This is a genomic window from Psychrobacter sp. H29 (assembly GCF_059073055.1).
The window spans coordinates 1,968,996-1,986,796 of record NZ_JCACRY010000001.1; the positions used below are offsets into that span (position 1 = coordinate 1,968,996).

A 17,801-nucleotide genomic window follows, 5' to 3' on the forward strand; every position below is an offset into this window, starting at 1 on the left:
TTCGCTAAATAATCAGACACAAAAAAGCCCGTTAAAAGATTAACGGGCTTTTTTGTGTCTGGATGATCTACTCTAGATTAAAGCAAAAATTAGAGCCAAGTTGCGGGTGCTCATTGAGCACCCGCAGCCTTGTCCAATATACGTCGTGCTTACTTGTTAGCAGCCTGAGTTGCAGCAACTTCAGCAGCGAAGTCTTCTTGCTTCTTCTCGATGCCTTCGCCAACTTCTAGACGTTTGAAACCAAGTACTTTTACGCCTTCAGCTTTTAGTACGTCACCAACTTTTTTCTCATTGTCCATAACGTATGGCTGACGCAGTAAAGTTACTTCGTCTAGGTACTTGCGTAGGCCACCTTCGATCATTTTTTCAATGATGTTGTCAGGCTTGCCAGATTCTTTTGCTTTTGCTTCGATGATGTCTTTTTCGCGTGCTAGTACGTCAGCCGCAACATCTTCGTCATCTACAGCAACAGGGTTGAACGCTGCAATGTGCATTGCCAAGTTCTTACCAGTATCAGCATCACCGCCTTCATAAGACACAACAACACCGATACGTAGACCATGACGGTACGATGCAATGTTTGCGCCTTCAAGCGTTTCAACGCGGCGGATTTGGATGTTTTCACCAATTTTTTGTACTAGTGATACACGTGCTTCTTCTACAGTTTGGCCATCGCCATAAGGCAATGCAGAGATAGCAGCAACGTCAGTGACGTTGTTTTCTAGTGCAAGGTTAGCTACTTTTTCTGCAAATGCAGTGAAGCTATCATCTTTTGCAACGAAGTCAGTTTGGCAGTTAACTTCTAATAAGAATGCTTTGCCTTCGCCTTGAGCGATGATGATAGCGCCGTCAGCTGCGATGTTACCCGCTTTTTTAGCTGCTTTTGCTTGACCAGATTTACGTAGGTTATCAATGGCAACTTCAACATCACCGTTTGATTCTTCTAACGCTTTTTTACATTCCATCATGCCAAGACCAGTACGGTCACGCAATTCTTTTACCATTTTGGCAGATACTTTTACTTCTGTCATAAGAGTCACCTTAGTATAGTTATTTATAGGAGCACTGTACTTCTAAGTGCTGTATTTCTATTCGATATCTTGGTATTACTTAAAATCTAGCAGACAGCTCGTTTTGAACGATTACTAATATAGCCGTAGTTGATGTCAAAAAAATAACATCTCTACAGTACAGCGATATAGCCAGTAGGAACGATAATACTCGCCCGATAGCAACCCGCTGATACACATGGTGTTATTAATAATGCTTTATTCAATAACAAGGCATGACGAGTAAAACTACATCATGCCTATTATGAGCTTATACGCTGTTCAACCTATTATAGGAATACTGATAAACGTGTTATCAAGGTATCCTTACAACGTTAAACTTTTCGATCCTATTACTTACTCTGCTGGAGTAGCAGCTTCTTCTGCAGCTGGTGCTTCTTCAGTAGCAGCAGGTGCTTGCTCAGCTTTGCCGCCAGCTTGAGTTTGTGCGTATTCTTTACCAGCAATGATAGCATCAGCCATAGAAGTTACGTACAAAGTCACAGCACGGATAGCATCATCGTTAGCTGGGATGATGTAATCAACGTTGTCTGGGCTAGAGTTAGTATCAACGATACCGATAACTGGGATACCCAAGTTCTTGGCTTCTTTGATAGCGATCGCTTCGTGATCTACGTCTACTACAAAGATAGCGTCAGGTAGGCCGCCCATGTCTTTGATACCGCCTAGTGAACGCTCAAGTTTTTCCATATCGCGAGTACGCTCTAACGCTTCACGCTTAGTTAGCTTAGCGAAAGTACCGTCTTCTGCTTGCTTTTCTAGCTCTTTTAGACGGTTGATTGACTGGCGTAGAGTTTTCCAGTTGGTCAACATACCACCTAACCAGCGATGGTCAACGTATGGCATGCCAGCGCGAGCAGCTTGCTCACGTACGATACCACTTGCAGCGCGCTTAGTACCAACAAACAATACTTTGTTTTTCTTAGCAGCTAGGCCGTTTACGTAAGTCAACGCTTCGTTGAATGCTTTTACGGTGTGCTCTAGGTTGATGATATGGATCTTGTTACGTGCGCCAAAGATGTATGGACCCATTTTTGGGTTCCAAAAACGTGTTTGGTGACCAAAGTGAGCGCCGGCTTGTAGTAAGTCGCGCATTTCGATTTTGGTTGGGTTCTTTGTAGCCATGAGAATATATCCTATTGGTTGGGTTATGCCTCCACATCACAAAAACAGCCTATTTAGCGACACGCATCTGCTACCGGTTAGTTTTCATTAGTAAAGCACTAACGGTTCACAAATTAATCAAGTCGCCAAACACCCAGCAATTTTTTGCCATGATGTGTGTGTCATTGGTTGGTTTAAAAAAGAAGCTATCATTAGATTCAAGAAACACTCAAATCCAAACTATAAAGCGAATTATAAAAATAGCTGCGCTATATTTTATCACATAACGCCTTTGAATCTCCAGCTGTTTATTAGTAGCATATCAATAAGATAAAAACAAAATAGAGCGCTAACAAAATAAAAAAAAGCGACACATTGGTATCGCTTTTTTATCATTCATTTCACTGTATAGGTGCCACTTTACGCAATACAAATCCCAATCACTGCTTTGTGACCACGCCAGGTGAATGGCGTGATATAGCTCTGACGGTCTTTTGGCAAGTAAGAGACGCTAGGAGCACTCTCAACGATATGCGGCGGAGAGATAATAAACTCTGAGCCGAACTCTGTACGCGCGTTGCCAGAGATAGTATTGGCCATTTCGCCCAATAAATCTTTCATCATGGTGATTGACGAGTCAGGCTCACCCATCACTCTAATGACTTCGCGCAGCATCACGCTCGGCGCACTGACATAGACGCAGCCTTCTAAAGGACCTGATATCTTGATGACGCCGCTATAGTCAAAACCAATCGCGGTCTTGTTACTATTCAAATAAGGGGTATCAATAGCCACTTCTGAGCCATCGATCTGCGAAAAAAACGCATTGATCGAGCTTAGAAACACACCCAGTTTTTCTACTTTAAACATAATATATTAATATCCATCTGTATTACGTGGCAGCAGTACCATTAATCCTGCAGACAAACCACAATCTCGCCAACTTGCGAGTGCCAAGTGATGGGAATGATAAAAGAACGCTCATCGTTCGGCAACACAATACTTTGGGGCGCACCCTTAAATACAAATGGCACAGAGATATGAAACTCTGAACCAAATTCTTTACGTGCATTCCCCGCGATCGTATTGGCAACTTCACCCGCCAAATCAATGTAGTTCTCATCACTCTTATCGGTTTCACCCATGCTATCTAAGATCGAAGACAGTAATTGATGGGTTGCCGAAAAGTACACCACGCCTTTTTGGCCACCAGATATACCAATCACGCCCGTATAATCATGAACTTTTGGCTGTTTGTTTTCTAACAAATAAGGCGTATCAGCAACAAGCTCTTCTCCGCCAAACTGATCAAAGTAATTACTAATAATGCTTAAAAAAATCTGTAACTTTTGTTCTTTCATAATGATATCTGCTGTAGTCGATGAATGGTGTTAGTCTTGCATCAGCTCATACAAAGACTCGACAAGCTCCTCTTCTGAGAAGGGCTTGCACAAAAAGCCGCTGGCACCCAATGATAGCGCCTCAATACCAGTGGCTTTATCAGACAATGCTGACACCACTAAAATACGTACTTCAGGATCAATCGCAATAATTTTTTCGATACATTCTAGTCCATCCATTTGTGGCATGGTCAGATCCATCGTAATAACATCAGGACGATGAATATTGAATTTTTCGATAGCCTGAACCCCGCTGGTTGCTGTCGCAACTAGCATGAACTGACCTGAATCATACGCGCGCTGAATGCGGTTTCTAATAATATTTGAATCATCAACAATCATTAATTTATGCATAACTTATCTATTACCTTTAATGAAGTGCTTGTCGTCCCTGACAATATATTTACTGTGTAGTTAAGCTTTAGGTAACGTAATGACAAACCGTGTCATCTGACCCAGTTCACTGTTTACATTAAGCTTGCCATCATACTCTTTGACTTGCGCTTTGATAATATCAAGTCCAACGCCGCGACCACCATCTTCATCTGCGTGCTCTTTGGTTGAGAACCCAGAAGAAAATAACTGCTTGAGCAAATCGCCTTGACTGAGCTGGCTCGCTTCTTCCGCACTAAAACGACCTTCTGCACTCAGCTTATTTCGGATGCTGTCATAGTCGATACCTTGACCATCATCTTGTACAATCAGCACAAAGTCTGAACCGTTATCTTGTACTTCTAGATCAATCGTACCAACGTCAGTCTTGCCCGCTGCTTGGCGAGTGCTTGGTGTTTCGATACCGTGCACGACTGCGTTACGTAGCAATTGAATACTGATCTCTTTGACTGGTTTTGCAAGATGTGCTGGGATGTCAGTTTGCGCCAGTGTATTACTCTTTAACTGTACTTGCTTACCTTGTCTTGCAGCGATCTCTTTTGCAAACTCACTATAAAAAGACAAACGATCTTCTTCTGTATTACTGTCCAAATCAATGTCTAAACCGCCACCAGTGCTGATATTACCGATTGACTGGCTCACAGGCTGACGGGTTGCAGTGACTGGTACGCTATTTGTTGCCATAGCATCATCTGATGTCAACGGCGTGGTGGCTGCTTTTGGCGGTGCTGAACGATTGATACGCTCGCCTAATGTCGCGATAGTGTTTGATAGGCTGAGCAGATCATCCAAATGTACCGCTAGTGGCAAGAAGTCGTTACCAGACAACTGGCTTTGGTTCTGCAGCGCATGTAACTTATCTTCAGCATCCGAGGCAATTTTGGTAAAGCTGTGCAGCTTCAGTGCCGAGGCTTCACCTTTTAAGCTGTGCATCTCGCGATAAATCGCTTTTAGCTTGTTCTCAAGTTCGTACTGCGAGCTGCCTGGATTTTTTAAGATGTTGTTCATCTTCTCGATATGCGCTTGGGTATTGCCAATGAATTCGTTGATGATCTTTGGGTTTACATTCAAGATAGTCGTCAACATCTCAATCTGCATATCGTTTTGTGAACGCTCTTTTTCTAGACGCTGTTCTAGATAGACGGCATCTGATACATCATTTACGTTGACCAAGATACGCGCGATATCTTTATTATCATATACACGTGAGAATTTAAAATCTAAGAAGCGGTTATCAAGATTTTTGTTATCCGACACGTTGTGTAGCATGACTTTATGCAGCGGATTGAGTGAATCAACCAGTTTTTCTTTAACTCGAGGGTTGTATAGCTGTTCAATAAATTGCTGTGTGGTATTTAGGTCTTTATCAGAAATACGACCACGCAATACATTGGTAAAGTTCTCTCCAGCCAATCTATCAGAACCGATAATATTGTTAAGCGCGCGCGAATGCTGCTGTCCAATATTTAGGTCTTTATCAAGCAGGAATAGACCGGTATTTACTGTCTCCATAATCTCTTGCGTCTCGCGACGAGCAGCAAAGGCTTCAGCATCTGTCTCACGCAAACGGCGTACAAAGAAGAATACGAAGATTAGGAAGTAGGTAAAGATCGCGGCAACACCCAGTATCTGGATAAGACGAATGGTCGTCGCTTGACGCTCTGCGCTATCAAATACGTCTCTTGTCAAACTGTCTAAAGATTCGTTAATAAACAAACTTGATGTTTTTGCCTGTTCAACTGCCTGAGTCAATTCATCAGCAGAAGGCACCATCACATTATCAGCATCTTTTAAATAGGCTTGGATTTTAGGCTCTAGTGTTGTCCATTGCTCATTGGCAGCGGCAATGTTTGCTTGTGCATTGCTATCAATGTTTGGCAGATCGTAACTATTGCCTTGCGTATCTGTAATTGTACCGCCCTGCTGGATTGCAGCAATAGAGCTGGTAATTAGTGCCGTGTTTTCTTCTAGACGACTCAATACTCGTTGTATGTGTGGGGACTTAGTATCCTCACCATAACTACTGTCTAAGTCAAAAAGATCTTTAATTACGGCCTGTGCACTATTGGCAACTTGGTTGGTTTGGTCAATTAAAGCCGTGTTTCTTTCTAGTAGACTCGAGGTATAAAACGTAAACGCTAGCAAAGCACCAATCAGAGATAAGAATAGTGCAATTGAAATGATTAGACCTTGATAGCGCTTGTTGTCAACATTTGGTGTGGTTGCCATCTGCAGAATTCCTTAGTTCAATTGCGTGGTAGTAGTGTCAGAAGCGCTATTATCTGCAGGTTCAGTACCACCCAACCAGCGCGTCTCAATCTCTTTAAACGTCCCTTTTTGCTTGAGCTTAGCAATACCTTCATTCACATTGTTGATCAGCTCATTGTTGCCTTTGGCCATCAAAATAACCTGCTGTGCTGAAGGATTGTCTTGCCCTTCATAAGGAACGATAGTCACATCGTACTCAGGATGGTTTTTTGCAGTGAACTGTAGAATTGGCAAGTCATGCAAGATGACATCTACTTTGCCTTGCATCAAATCTTCATACAATAAATAAGCGGTAGTTCGTGTGGTCATATCGCTATATTTGCCCATAGCATTCAGCTGATCTTCTTGCTTTGAGCCTTCCATAGCAGCGACGTGCATACCCTGCAAGTCCTGTATGTCATTGATGGTGACATTGCTTTTGGCATACATGATAGAGGATGGGTTAAAGAAGTAAGGGGTAGATAAACCGTACTTTACCGCACGATCGTCTTTGTACGAGATACCTGATATCGCGATATCACGGCCACCTGAGGCCACACTGTCAAACATGTTTTGCCAAGTTTCTTTGTAAAACTCGACCTTAAAGCCCTGCTCTTCTCCAATAGCACGGATTGAATCGATATCAATGCCCTGCATATTGCCGTAATCGTCTTGGAACGAAAATGGAGGCATCGTTCCGGTTGTAGCCACTTTTAAAGTTGGTGCGGTATCAGGCAGCTCACTCACGAAACTGTCCTTGTTCTCTGTTACTGTCGTACTGGTGTTTTCTTGTGTGGAAGACTCACCGCAGCCAAATAGGCCAACACTCAGTATCACTGGTAACACTCGGTATAACTGCATCATAATCTACCCTTAGAGCTTAGCGTTGTTGTGCATTTTATTGAATGACACTTCAGAAAGGTTAGGCAATATCCCTATAATACTTACTTACAGAAAGTTACGTTCAGATAATACTTACCTAAAATTACAATTGCAATAATAATGTTTGGTGATTATGTATAATTAGTTATAGGTTACTGATATATTTGATTTTTTAAAGGTAGGCGTTTTCGAAAATTGTCTATATGAATTGTAAGATGACACTTTTGAAAATAGATTCTCATAGTGAGGCTGTGCATATACAAAACACGAGGCATAAAAGAGCCCTTATACGCTTAACGTATAAGGGCTTTTTGAAATATAGCTGAATTATTTTGTCGGTTTTTATCTACTCTGCATCGTCAAGGTTGAGATTACGGTCTATTTGCCAAATCAAGAACGAGCCAATACTCATAAGAGAAAACATCGCAATACCGATCTTGAGTACAGGATTGACGGGAAATAGATTGAGTAATAGCCCACCAAAAATACCTACTGAAAACATAAGCGAGCCTTGTAACGCACTTGCCATACCAGCACGGCGCTTTTGAAATGCCAATGCAATTGCCGAAGCATTAGGCTGCGTCAAACCCAAACCTGCAATACAAAAGAAAATACATGCTAGCACTAAGGGTAGCCAAGCATCTGTCCCCAAAAACAGACCTATCACAAACAACACGCCTGCAGAAATAACCTGCATCATCGCGCCAAACCGCAAGATACTTAAGATGCGAAATCGGTTGGTGAGCCATTGATTTAGCTGAGTTAATCCCACAAAACCTGCTGCATTCATTCCAAACAACCAGCCAAAATGCGTCGCTGATACGCCATACGTATCCATGATCAACTCAGACGCTGAGCTGATATAAACAAACATCGCACCCATTAATAACCCGCCGCCAATGGCTGGATAGTTAAAGGTTGGGTCTTTTAGTAGATTCCAATACTGACTTAGCACTTCTTTTGCAGGGCGTACATTACGGTTTTCTTCGGTCAAGGTTTCAAAGAAGAAAAACTTGGTAAGCAATAAATTTAGCGCACCAAAAGCAGCTAAGAACCAAAATATAGAATGCCAATCAAAGAACTGTAGGAATAATGCTCCTAGTGATGGCGCCAATATAGGTGCTAAGCCCATGACCAATATCATGATTGAAAAGGCTTTTGCAGTCTGTTTGGCTGTGAGACGATCACGAATAGCAGCACGTGTCACCACTGCCCCTACACAAGCGCCTAAAGCTTGCAAAGTACGACCTGCAAACAGCACGTATTCGTTATTGGTGGTTGCACACAAGATAGAGGCAATCACATACAGCGTCATACCTATATATAACGGTTTGACGCGACCAACACGATCGCTAAAAGGCCCATAGAATAGCTGCCCAAATACCAGACCTAAAAAATACGCTGGCACAGAGTTGGCCATAAATGCCGTAGATACGCCAAAATCATCTGCCATCGAGGGCAATGCAGGTAGGTACATGTCTATAGACAAGGGCCCTACCGCAACCATCAACCCAAGCATCATAATCCAGGCGACAGGCAGATCAGCAGAGCGTACGCGTTCAGAAGCGATAGGCTTATTGGGGAGGGAGGGTTTTGAGACAGACATATTTGGACCGTTTTATATAGTGATGATTGCTTTGGTGTTTAGGTGCTTATTATAGGCGTAGAGTAGAGAGGCACTTTTAACAACAATAGTGCATCTTTACCTGCATCTGTGCAAGCGGACAGTGTTATATCGTGCTATCTGCCTGTATTTCAATAGCTGTGAACTGCTAGTGAAACATCCCTTAACAACTAAAAAACAATCAAATTTTTTGTCAAAATATGTCTGGTATATCTTTTGCCTAAACAGGGCTAAAAATACTGTTTAAAAAGTACGGGTATAAAAATATTGAGATTAGAAATATTTAGGTTAGATAGCTTGGAAGAAACTATTTAACCTATCTCATTTATCTCTCATTAAAGTAAAAGCATATTAGCGGAACTGGCGTTTACCAAATACGGTACTGGCTTGTTTTGCTTTTCTAAGTGCAAGCTTACGATTACGTCCGATCATCATCTTAAACTGCCACACTTTTTCTTTGTATAAGGTTGCCGTAGGTTGCTCGTACATCGCATTGATGACTCGCTTGCTTGCTAACACCGCATCAGGGGAACGTTCAGCAAACTCAGCCGCTAGCTCTTGTGCTTGCTCCAGCGGAGTATCGCTACAATGGCTAATGAGCCCCAAATCTTTACCTTCGTTGGCATTAACGATGCGCGCACTCATAGCCAGCTCTTTTAACACGTCTTCTCGCACCACACCAAACGCCGATTGCGTCAGACCCATATCCGGTACCAAGCCCCATTTGGCTTCCATGATAGATAACTGACAATCAGGATGGCTGATGCGTACGTCACAAGCCAGGGCCAACTGTAGCCCAGCACCAATACAGTAGCCTTCTAATACCGCAATGACAGGTACTGGCAAATCCCGCCATACCAGACAAACTCGTTGGAACGAGCTTTGCCAAGGCTTGATCAACTCCCAAATAGCAAAGGCTTTATTTTTTGGATGATTTAGATCACCCAAATCAATACCTGCACAGAATGTACCTTCTGCACCTTTCAAAATAACGGCGCGTATTGTTTTGTCTTTGCTGATTCGATCTGCCAAAGTAATCAACTCATCAATCACTTGAAAGCTCATGGCATTTTTTTTGTGTGGACGATTCAAGGTGACCGTTAGTATATTGTCTACAATACTCACCTGTAACGTCTCGTATTGGTAACTTGCAATCGCGTTCATAACAGTCCTTATCAATGAAATAATATAAATATAGTAGTGGTTATAATATTAGCAGGCTTACCCCTACTCTACCGTAGCAATAACTGACTGCCACGGTACGATATGAAAAACCAGCGGCTTTATATTCAAGCAATAAATAGTCAAATAACGGGATGATGGATCGCCTTATATCATTTTCCATGTCATATCGTTTTCGCTCAAACGATGATAATTGAGCTGCGGATAAGCAGACAAATCAACACTCTGTAAATTATTCAGCGCCGTAAGTAATGCCTCGTAATACGGCTCAATCATCGCAAACTGTACTGGTGTCGTATGCTGCACATTTAATAAGCACTTGTCCTCCAAGTCCTGACTGGCCTGACGCAACTGCGGTACACCTGTGTAACGACTACCACCCAGTATACGGTGCGCGATTTGTGCCAGTAGGCTACGGTCACGTGCTTCCCATGCTTGAGTCAATGCTTGCTTTTCCTCATTTATCGTATCAATCATCATGATGATAAGCTTCGCTGCTAGATCAGGTTTATTTGCTGATCGAGTCAGTGCATCTTGCCAGTCTAAAATCTCAGACGTATCTTCGGTCGTACTTACGTTGTGTTGATTTAAGTCTTGATTTAGGGTCTGGTGTAAGTTGTGATGCAGATTATGATCTGCTTGCTCATAAACTCTCTCATCTATACTCGCACCCATATCTTCAGAAGCATACGCTATAGGTGCCGCTTGTGAGTCTAATAACGGCGCGCGTCCTTGATTATGCAGGCGTACCCCTGCGTAGCGTGGCTGGTTCTCACGCGTCGTTTCTCGTCTATAATCCTCTCGAGGCTGGCTGTCACGTAAGTAATCATCTCGAATTTTTTTCAATGATAAAGGCCGAGTAACTTTTGCCTGATCTTTTGCCTGATTTATCGTATCAAGCGTACCTCTAACCCTGTCATTGTCTTTGGCTATAGGATAAGGCGCTGTCTTTGAACCTGACAACTGCGTTGCGTGTTCTTTAAGATCTACATGCGTCAGGTCAGCACTTTGTGGGTCAAAGCTTTGTAGATCGTTATCGTGTGGATCAAAACTTTGTAGATCAGAGCCTTGTAGGTCAGTGAGTGGTAAACCAGATGCTTGTAAGTCTGTATGAGACAATGCTGTAAGTTGTGGCGAATTGCTTGTACGTCCCAGCCATTTTTGTAGCACTTGTAGTAACTGTGGTTGGCTAATGGGCTTACCAACGTAGTCGTTGATACCACTGGCAATCAACTTGTCACGCTCATCAGCTAAGCCGTGCGCTGTTAGCGCGATAATAGGAATACGGCTATCAGCAGTTTCAATATTTCGAATTTGCTTGGCCGCTTCGTGACCTGACATACGCGGCATTTGAATATCCATAAATATCAAGTCGATATGACTTTTATCTTGGGCAGCAGCTTTATCTTCAACGCCCGCATCTTCAGTATAAAGCGCAGTGCTTGATTTCTTATTTACTTCATCACGCGCTTCTGCTTTAGAGAGCTGCGTCTTATTTGATAGACTCTGCTTATCATTTTTGGCAGTTTTGACATTTTTGGTTTGTTGCTTACTGATAATCTCTATAGCATCAAACCCACTACTCGCTGTGATGACTTGAATACCAAGCTCACTCAATAGTGCATCTAACACCAATAAGTTTGGCAAATGATCATCAACTGCTAGCACCGTGACCCCTTTCCAGCGCGGCGCTTGCAAGCTACTTGGTACGCTGCGGTTTTGCGTATCAAGCATTGCATATAGTTGTCTTTTGTCCAACGGCTCATACAAGATATTGGCATGATAACGGTTGAGCAGCGCTTGGTCAGCCGCGACTTGGTAGCCGAACACAGCCAGCTTTCCTTGATAGTGCAGACGTATTTGCTTGAGCAATGCCATCATATCATCTTGCGTATCATCATCCACAATGACCCAATCCCAAAAATTCCCATATTCTTTTAGCGACTCAAGTACCCCTGGTAGTGAGTTGGCTTGGGTCAGCTTGATTGGTAAATACTGCAAGCTTGCTTTGAGCACTTGTATTGAGGCGGTATGATTGATCCAGACCAACACATTAAACTCATCGGTTTCGCTCGCAAGCGGCGCCAAGACTGGTAGCTCAATGGTCTGACCAGTTGCTGCTTCTAATACATCGACATGAGCTGGCATACGGAACCAGAACGTCGCTCCTTGATTGGCAATATTTTCTTGAGCATTGTCATGAAACCCAATATCACCGCCCATCAGACGCGTCAGCTGTTTGGAGATGACCAGTCCCAATCCTGTACCACCATATTGACGCGTAATGGATGGATCGCCTTGGCTGAAGCTTTGAAACAGCATTTTTTGATCAGCAAGGGAGATGCCTTTACCACTGTCCTGCACACTAATCATCAGATAATTATCACGATGATCATCCAAGCTCACTCGCACTACCACATCGCCACTATCCGTGAACTTAATGGCATTACCGACGATATTGGTCAGTACTTGCTTAAGGCGTAGCGCATCGCCATTGATACGCATCGGCACATCATTGTAGAACAGTACCGCCATACGCAAACCCTTCTCCGCAGAGACGGGAGAAAGCATATCAACCACATCGTATATCGTGTCATAAAGATCAAACTCATGACGATCAAGCACTAACTTGCCAGCCTCAATTTTAGAAAAGTCTAAAACGTCATTTACTAGAGCGAGCAGGTGCGCCGAAGACTTACGTATGGTCTGTACATACAAATCCTGCTCAGGGTTTAGCTCACCGTGACGCGCCAGCAAGTTGATAAAACCATCAATGCTGTTCAACGGGGTACGCAGTTCATGACTGATATTGGCTAGAAATGCAGACTTGGCTTGGCTGGTTGAGATTGCTGCATCACGTGCGTTTCGGATAGAGATGTTCTGCATCTCCATCTCATCAAAAGCCAAACGTAGGTCATCTTCGGTCTGCTCGGCGTGGTCTTTTAGTTCTTGGAAACTCCTATGCAGTCGGCGCAGCGTCCTAACTAGATCTTGCTGTAATAAGTTCAGCTCACCATCTGACTCGACTGGTACAGGCTGGTATAGATTGTCGACATGGGTACGTTGTAACTGCAAGCGCAGCTCGTAGATTGGCGCAATCCAACGTTTTGAGTAGATATTTAAGCTGAGCAATAGAATTAAGATAGTGAATAGACCTGTAATCACCAGTGCCATCGCAATACGATAACGGGCAATATAAAGAGGCTCATTATCCATATCGACCAGTAGCCACAAGGTCTGTCCTTCAAACTCACCCAAAACACTGCCATATGCTGTTCCTACCGGCGTTGGTTTTTGTGACAAGAAACTTGCCGAATCAGTGATTAAAGGCCACTCTTCATTCAGACCATAGCCAACGGTTGCCAAGACCTGATTGCCTTCATTGATGATAGCGATACGCTGTACATGCTGCTCAGACTGCATACGCCCAAGTTTATCTTGTATGCTTTCGAGCGTGGTCATTGCAGTTTCCGATGCGCCAGCGGTGCCTTTCCATATTTGCTGACGCTCTTGCGCTAACAGATCAGGGATCAGCTCAGCGATAACTGGTGTATAGCGAATAAGTACCGCTTCAGCCAACACTTCTTGCTCTGAGTCACTAGCACGCATGGTTTCGTGAAACACCAAAATACCGCCCACCGCTGCCAACACGCAAATGGGCAAAAACACCAGTATGACCAACTGACCATAAGCACTACTGGTATCGAAACGTTTTCTATATGCCATGCTCGCCCTACTCTCTACCGAATTTTTGCAGTGAATTTTGATGCTGCTTCTAACATGCGCTGCACAAGCGATTAACTATGCTAGCCTATTTCTTCACACAATATATTGTTTTACGCTTGAGATTATCTTAACAGGATTCTATAAATGACGGTGAACCATTAATACTAGTTCAGTTAAGTCTCGATCAGACAACCACTCTACCCAATACGGCAGTCAATACGAAAGTGATATGCCCCGCTACATATTTTTCATCCTAGTTACATCTAACCTCGATGATAATCAAGGTTGCTGTACCACAACTGGTATTTAGGCTACTCATCAACACCCATTCAACTAACAAGCTAGCTCAGTCACTATTATTCCTTCATGCGATAAGCGCAGCTGAAAACAAAATGATATAATGACGCAACTTTTTATTTGCCACAATAGATCGCTCATAGTCAACACGTATGGGAGCGTATTCTACTGCCTTCACGTTTTGGTTTGCTTCTCACCATAAACCAATATACAAAGCAGCTGTCTCGAATTATTATCAAACAATAAAAACAGTAACCCTATCCAAAACGGTTACCCAAAAAGTATTCTAAAAAATAAATAAGGATCGCTTATGTCCGCTACGGCCATATCAAATACCAACTTTATCACTCAAGTGACCACGCTTGCTGATTGCGTCGGTCAGACGCCACTGGTCAAATTACAGCGCCTGCCTGAGCAAGAGCACATCGGCAATGGTGCCACGCTATTGGCTAAACTGGAAGGCAACAACCCTGCTGGTTCTGTAAAGGATCGCCCTGCCTTTAATATGATCTATCAAGCCGAACAGCGCGGTGATATCAAGCCTGGTGACATGTTGATTGAAGCAACTAGTGGCAATACTGGTATTGCGCTAGCCATGGTCGCGGCAATGCGCGGCTATCCAATCACCTTGCTAATGCCAACCAACTCAACTCAAGAACGCAAAGACGCTATGATTGCTTATGGCGCGACGTTAATTGAGGTAGATGAAGGTATGGAAGCGGCGCGTGACTTGGCATTACAGATGCAAACCGACGGCAAAGGCATCGTGTTAGATCAGTTTAACAATCCTGATAATAGCCAAGCACATTATCTAACCACAGGGCCCGAACTATGGGCACAAACCGACGGTAAAATCACTCATTTTATTAGTTCAATGGGTACTACAGGTACCATCACAGGTGTCTCACGGTATCTAAAAGAACAAAATCCAGATATCCAAATCATCGGTTTGCAACCCGATGAAGAAGCTTCTATTGCTGGCATCCGCCGTTGGCCTGCTGCATATATGCCAGGTATCTTTGACGCAGACTTGGTAGATGACGTCATGGATGTTGATCAGCATATCGCTGAGATTTACATGCGCAAACTGGCGAAGAACGAAGGGATTTTTGCTGGTGTATCCTCAGGCGCCGCTACCTGGGCAGCAACGCAAGTAGCCAAAAACAATCCTGATGCTGTTATTGCCTTTATCGTCTGCGATCGTGGAGATCGTTATTTATCAACCGGTCTATACAGCGTCGATGATAGCGCTATAGATGACGCCACCAATTAAGCTTATAACCAGCTAGCTTACAAATAGTAAGCTGATAAATAGTTAGGATTATTCATGTCACAATCGCTACCATCTGACCCTATACTCGTCTTTGATATCGAGACGGTTGCCGATATTGATGCTGCGCGTCGTATCTATCCGCAGCTGGCGCAGCTCAACGATGCAGATACGTTGAGCGCACTGACGGCAATCCGGACGCAAGAGGCAGGGCATGACTTTATGCGCTTGCCACTACAGCGTATTGTCTGTATCTCAGCGTTATATATCAAAGACGGCAAGTTATCGTTGTTTTCGTTAACTGCAGATAAGTTTAGCGAAAAAGACATACTTGCTAAGTTTTTTCGAGCGTTTAGCGATGTTGAGACATTGCCACAGCTCATCAGCTGGAATGGCTCGGGCTTTGACATTCCTGTACTTATATATCGTGCGATGCAATACGACCTATCAGCGCCCTGGCTGTTTGAAGAAGGCGAACGCATCAAAAACATGCGTTTTGATAACTATGTCAATCGCTTCCACACGCGTCACCTTGATTTGATGGACAGATTTAGTCAATACGGTGCCAGTCGCCGCGAAGCTATGGATATCGTCGCCAGTTTATATGGCTTACCAGGCAAGACTGACGTTGATGGTAGCATGGTCGGTGCTCTAGTCGAGAGTGGTGACTGGCAGACCTTATCTATCTACTGTGAGTCTGATGTGATGAACACATGGCTTATCTATCTACGCTGGTTACGTCTTACAGGACAGTTATCCTCACCAGGCTTCGATGCTTGGCAACAGCAGAGCTACGACTATCTAGCACAGTATACCCAGGCAGATGGTAGTCCGCGGCACCAAGAATTTATTGCTGATTGGTCATCGGCACCCACATTATAGCAATAATACGATCAGCAGCTCTCACTCCCCTTTTCTAGTTATTTATTATTAAGGCAGGTTTATGCAACCCACCGATTCAAAAACGCCTATAGCATCTGATGCGACATCACAAAACAGTGGTATTCAAACGAATGAAGCTCAAACGAACGATACCCAGAAGATTGCTATTCCGCCTAGTAAGAAAAAGTCTAAACCATCATCAAAAACGCGTCGTCGTCTAAAGGATGCAGAACCGATTCCATTCAATATTGACGGCTTATCACACGATGGTCGAGGCGTTGCTGTCTATGGTAATGGCTTTGGTATTGATGATGGCCATGCTGAAGACAAACACGGCAAAAAGATATTTGTCAGCTTTGCACTACCGGGCGAAAGCGCTTTGGTCAAAATAACCAATAGCCGTGCCAGTTTTGAAGAAGGGGATGCAATTAGTATTACTGCCAATCCAAATCCTGAACGTGCAGTACCGCCTTGCCCGCATTTTGGGGTTTGCGGTGGTTGTAACTTACAACATTGGCAGCCAGACGGTCAGATAAACTTTAAGCAGTCTGTACTTGCTGAGATGCTGGTACATCAAGCCAATGCAGTTCCTGATAACTGGCTACCTCCTGTCGTTGGCGACCGACTTGGCTACCGTACCAAAGCACGTCTAGGCGTGCGTTATGTGGTCAAAAAAGAAACAGCACTGGTCGGCTTCCGTGAGCGCTCAAGCAACTTTTTGGCAGAGTTAAATGAATGTCATATCTTAGACCCACGTATTGGCTTTGAGATTGAAAACCTAAAGACTTTAATCAGCACATTAGAGAGTCGTGACAAGATTGCTCAGCTTGAACTTGCGATGGGTGAGCATTTGCCTGAGCTGCCCGATGGTAATCAGCCAGTTGCCCTTATCGTGCGTAACTTAGAACCATTGTCAGATGCGGATATAGATAAACTAAAAGTATTCTTTGCAGCGCGTAACTGGCAGCTATATCTGCAGTCGAAAGGTGCTGATAGCATTCAACGTATCGCTTTAACCGATGCCGACGACTTAAGCGAGCAGTTTGGTCGCTTGTATTATCAACTGCCAGAATATGACTTAACCTTTGAGTTTATCCCTACTGACTTTACTCAAGTTAACCTATCTGTAAACCGTCAAATGACAAAGCTGGCTTGCGACTTGTTGGACCTAAAAACAGGCGAGCGAGTGCTGGATCTCTTCAGCGGTTTGGGCAACTTTAGTCTACCCCTAGCGCGTCTGGTTGGGGAGACAGGTTCAGTGGTTGGGGTCGAAGGTAGCGAAGCCATGACCGAACGTGCGGCTGACAACGCACGCCGCAATGGTATCAATAACACTGAATTTTATAGTCAAGATTTGACGCAAGACTGCACTGACAAGCCTTGGGCCAATCAAGGTTTTGATGCATTATTAATCGACCCGCCGCGCTCTGGTGCGTGGGAGATTATGCAGTATTTGCCAAAGTTCAATGCGGAGCGTATTGTCTATGTCTCTTGTAACCCAGCAACGCTCGCTCGTGATACAAAGGCATTGCTAGAGCAAGGCTATCGTCTAACACACGCGGGTGTAATGGACATGTTCTGCCATACAGGCCATGTTGAATCTATCGCTCGCTTTGAAAAAGTAGCCGTTTAATTTAGGCCCTATCATATGATGAATAAGCCATATTAAGTAGACGTTTGATGATGACATAATCTGATACAAAATTTGGATAAGTTCTTATCAA

13 protein-coding genes are annotated in these 17,801 nt (G+C 43.7%); 3 read left to right on the plus strand and 10 right to left on the minus strand.

Annotation, left to right across the window (positions count from 1 at the left end; translation table 11 throughout):
* Positions 1–149 precede the first annotated feature (149 nt).
* From tsf to AC5JP1_RS07995, 10 genes are all read right to left on the minus strand, one after another.
* Positions 150–1,031, minus strand: coding sequence for a translation elongation factor Ts (gene tsf, locus AC5JP1_RS07950; RefSeq protein WP_201607368.1), 882 nt, complete (start codon positions 1,029–1,031; stop codon positions 150–152).
* Positions 1,032–1,406: 375 nt separating this feature from the next.
* A complete protein-coding gene (gene rpsB, locus AC5JP1_RS07955) occupies positions 1,407–2,195 on the minus strand; it encodes a 30S ribosomal protein S2 (protein ID WP_201607367.1) in 789 nt (262 codons plus the stop codon).
* A gap of 399 nt (positions 2,196–2,594) precedes the next feature.
* Positions 2,595–3,044 carry a chemotaxis protein CheX gene (locus AC5JP1_RS07960; RefSeq protein WP_319051887.1) on the minus strand — a complete coding sequence of 150 codons (450 nt, stop codon included), beginning with the start codon at positions 3,042–3,044 and terminating at the stop codon, positions 2,595–2,597.
* Between the two features lie 41 nt (positions 3,045–3,085).
* The gene (locus tag AC5JP1_RS07965) at positions 3,086–3,535 is read right to left on the minus strand and encodes a chemotaxis protein CheX (protein WP_319051888.1); all 450 of its coding nucleotides are present in this window, start codon (positions 3,533–3,535) and stop codon (positions 3,086–3,088) included.
* A gap of 30 nt (positions 3,536–3,565) precedes the next feature.
* A complete protein-coding gene (locus AC5JP1_RS07970) occupies positions 3,566–3,928 on the minus strand; it encodes a response regulator (protein WP_087814005.1) in 363 nt (120 codons plus the stop codon).
* Positions 3,929–3,988: 60 nt separating this feature from the next.
* The gene (locus AC5JP1_RS07975; protein WP_493843732.1) at positions 3,989–6,196 is read right to left on the minus strand and encodes an ATP-binding protein; all 2,208 of its coding nucleotides are present in this window, start codon (positions 6,194–6,196) and stop codon (positions 3,989–3,991) included.
* A gap of 12 nt (positions 6,197–6,208) precedes the next feature.
* Positions 6,209–7,078, minus strand: a complete 870-nt coding sequence (locus AC5JP1_RS07980) for a substrate-binding periplasmic protein (RefSeq protein WP_443525467.1) — start codon at positions 7,076–7,078, stop codon at positions 6,209–6,211.
* A 364-nt stretch (positions 7,079–7,442) separates the two neighbouring features.
* Complete coding sequence (locus AC5JP1_RS07985; RefSeq protein WP_493843733.1) at positions 7,443–8,702, minus strand: multidrug effflux MFS transporter; 1,260 nt, start codon at positions 8,700–8,702, stop codon at positions 7,443–7,445.
* 369 nt (positions 8,703–9,071) lie between these two features.
* On the minus strand, positions 9,072–9,884 hold the full coding sequence (locus AC5JP1_RS07990; protein ID WP_443525463.1) for a crotonase/enoyl-CoA hydratase family protein: 813 nt from the start codon (positions 9,882–9,884) through the stop codon (positions 9,072–9,074).
* 165 nt (positions 9,885–10,049) lie between these two features.
* Positions 10,050–13,628, minus strand: coding sequence for an ATP-binding protein (locus AC5JP1_RS07995; RefSeq protein WP_493843734.1), 3,579 nt, complete (start codon positions 13,626–13,628; stop codon positions 10,050–10,052).
* A gap of 607 nt (positions 13,629–14,235) precedes the next feature.
* Here AC5JP1_RS07995 and cysM point away from each other — a divergent pair.
* The 3 genes from cysM (at position 14,236) to rlmD (ending at position 17,710) form a co-directional block, all read left to right on the plus strand.
* Positions 14,236–15,198, plus strand: a complete 963-nt coding sequence (gene cysM / locus AC5JP1_RS08000) for a cysteine synthase CysM (protein ID WP_493843735.1) — start codon at positions 14,236–14,238, stop codon at positions 15,196–15,198.
* 54 nt (positions 15,199–15,252) lie between these two features.
* Positions 15,253–16,077 carry a 3'-5' exonuclease gene (locus AC5JP1_RS08005; protein WP_493843736.1) on the plus strand — a complete coding sequence of 275 codons (825 nt, stop codon included), beginning with the start codon at positions 15,253–15,255 and terminating at the stop codon, positions 16,075–16,077.
* Positions 16,078–16,138: 61 nt separating this feature from the next.
* Positions 16,139–17,710 carry a 23S rRNA (uracil(1939)-C(5))-methyltransferase RlmD gene (gene rlmD, locus AC5JP1_RS08010; RefSeq protein WP_493843737.1) on the plus strand — a complete coding sequence of 524 codons (1,572 nt, stop codon included), beginning with the start codon at positions 16,139–16,141 and terminating at the stop codon, positions 17,708–17,710.
* Positions 17,711–17,801 lie beyond the last annotated feature (91 nt).

Bases quoted from the DNA above. Each gene is read 5' to 3' on its own strand.
- AC5JP1_RS07975 (WP_493843732.1), bottom strand. From the start codon at position 6,196: ATGGCAACCACACCAAATGTTGACAACAAGCGCTATCAAGGTCTAATC.
- AC5JP1_RS07990 (WP_443525463.1), bottom strand. From the start codon at position 9,884: ATGAACGCGATTGCAAGTTACCAATACGAGACGTTACAGGTGAGTATT.
- rpsB (WP_201607367.1), bottom strand. From the start codon at position 2,195: ATGGCTACAAAGAACCCAACCAAAATCGAAATGCGCGACTTACTACAA.
- AC5JP1_RS07965 (WP_319051888.1), bottom strand. From the start codon at position 3,535: ATGAAAGAACAAAAGTTACAGATTTTTTTAAGCATTATTAGTAATTAC.
- cysM (WP_493843735.1), top strand. From the start codon at position 14,236: ATGTCCGCTACGGCCATATCAAATACCAACTTTATCACTCAAGTGACC.
- AC5JP1_RS07980 (WP_443525467.1), bottom strand. From the start codon at position 7,078: ATGATGCAGTTATACCGAGTGTTACCAGTGATACTGAGTGTTGGCCTA.
- AC5JP1_RS07995 (WP_493843734.1), bottom strand. From the start codon at position 13,628: ATGGCATATAGAAAACGTTTCGATACCAGTAGTGCTTATGGTCAGTTG.
- AC5JP1_RS07985 (WP_493843733.1), bottom strand. From the start codon at position 8,702: ATGTCTGTCTCAAAACCCTCCCTCCCCAATAAGCCTATCGCTTCTGAA.
- tsf (WP_201607368.1), bottom strand. From the start codon at position 1,031: ATGACAGAAGTAAAAGTATCTGCCAAAATGGTAAAAGAATTGCGTGAC.
- AC5JP1_RS08005 (WP_493843736.1), top strand. From the start codon at position 15,253: ATGTCACAATCGCTACCATCTGACCCTATACTCGTCTTTGATATCGAG.
- AC5JP1_RS07960 (WP_319051887.1), bottom strand. From the start codon at position 3,044: ATGTTTAAAGTAGAAAAACTGGGTGTGTTTCTAAGCTCGATCAATGCG.
- rlmD (WP_493843737.1), top strand. From the start codon at position 16,139: ATGCAACCCACCGATTCAAAAACGCCTATAGCATCTGATGCGACATCA.
- AC5JP1_RS07970 (WP_087814005.1), bottom strand. From the start codon at position 3,928: ATGCATAAATTAATGATTGTTGATGATTCAAATATTATTAGAAACCGC.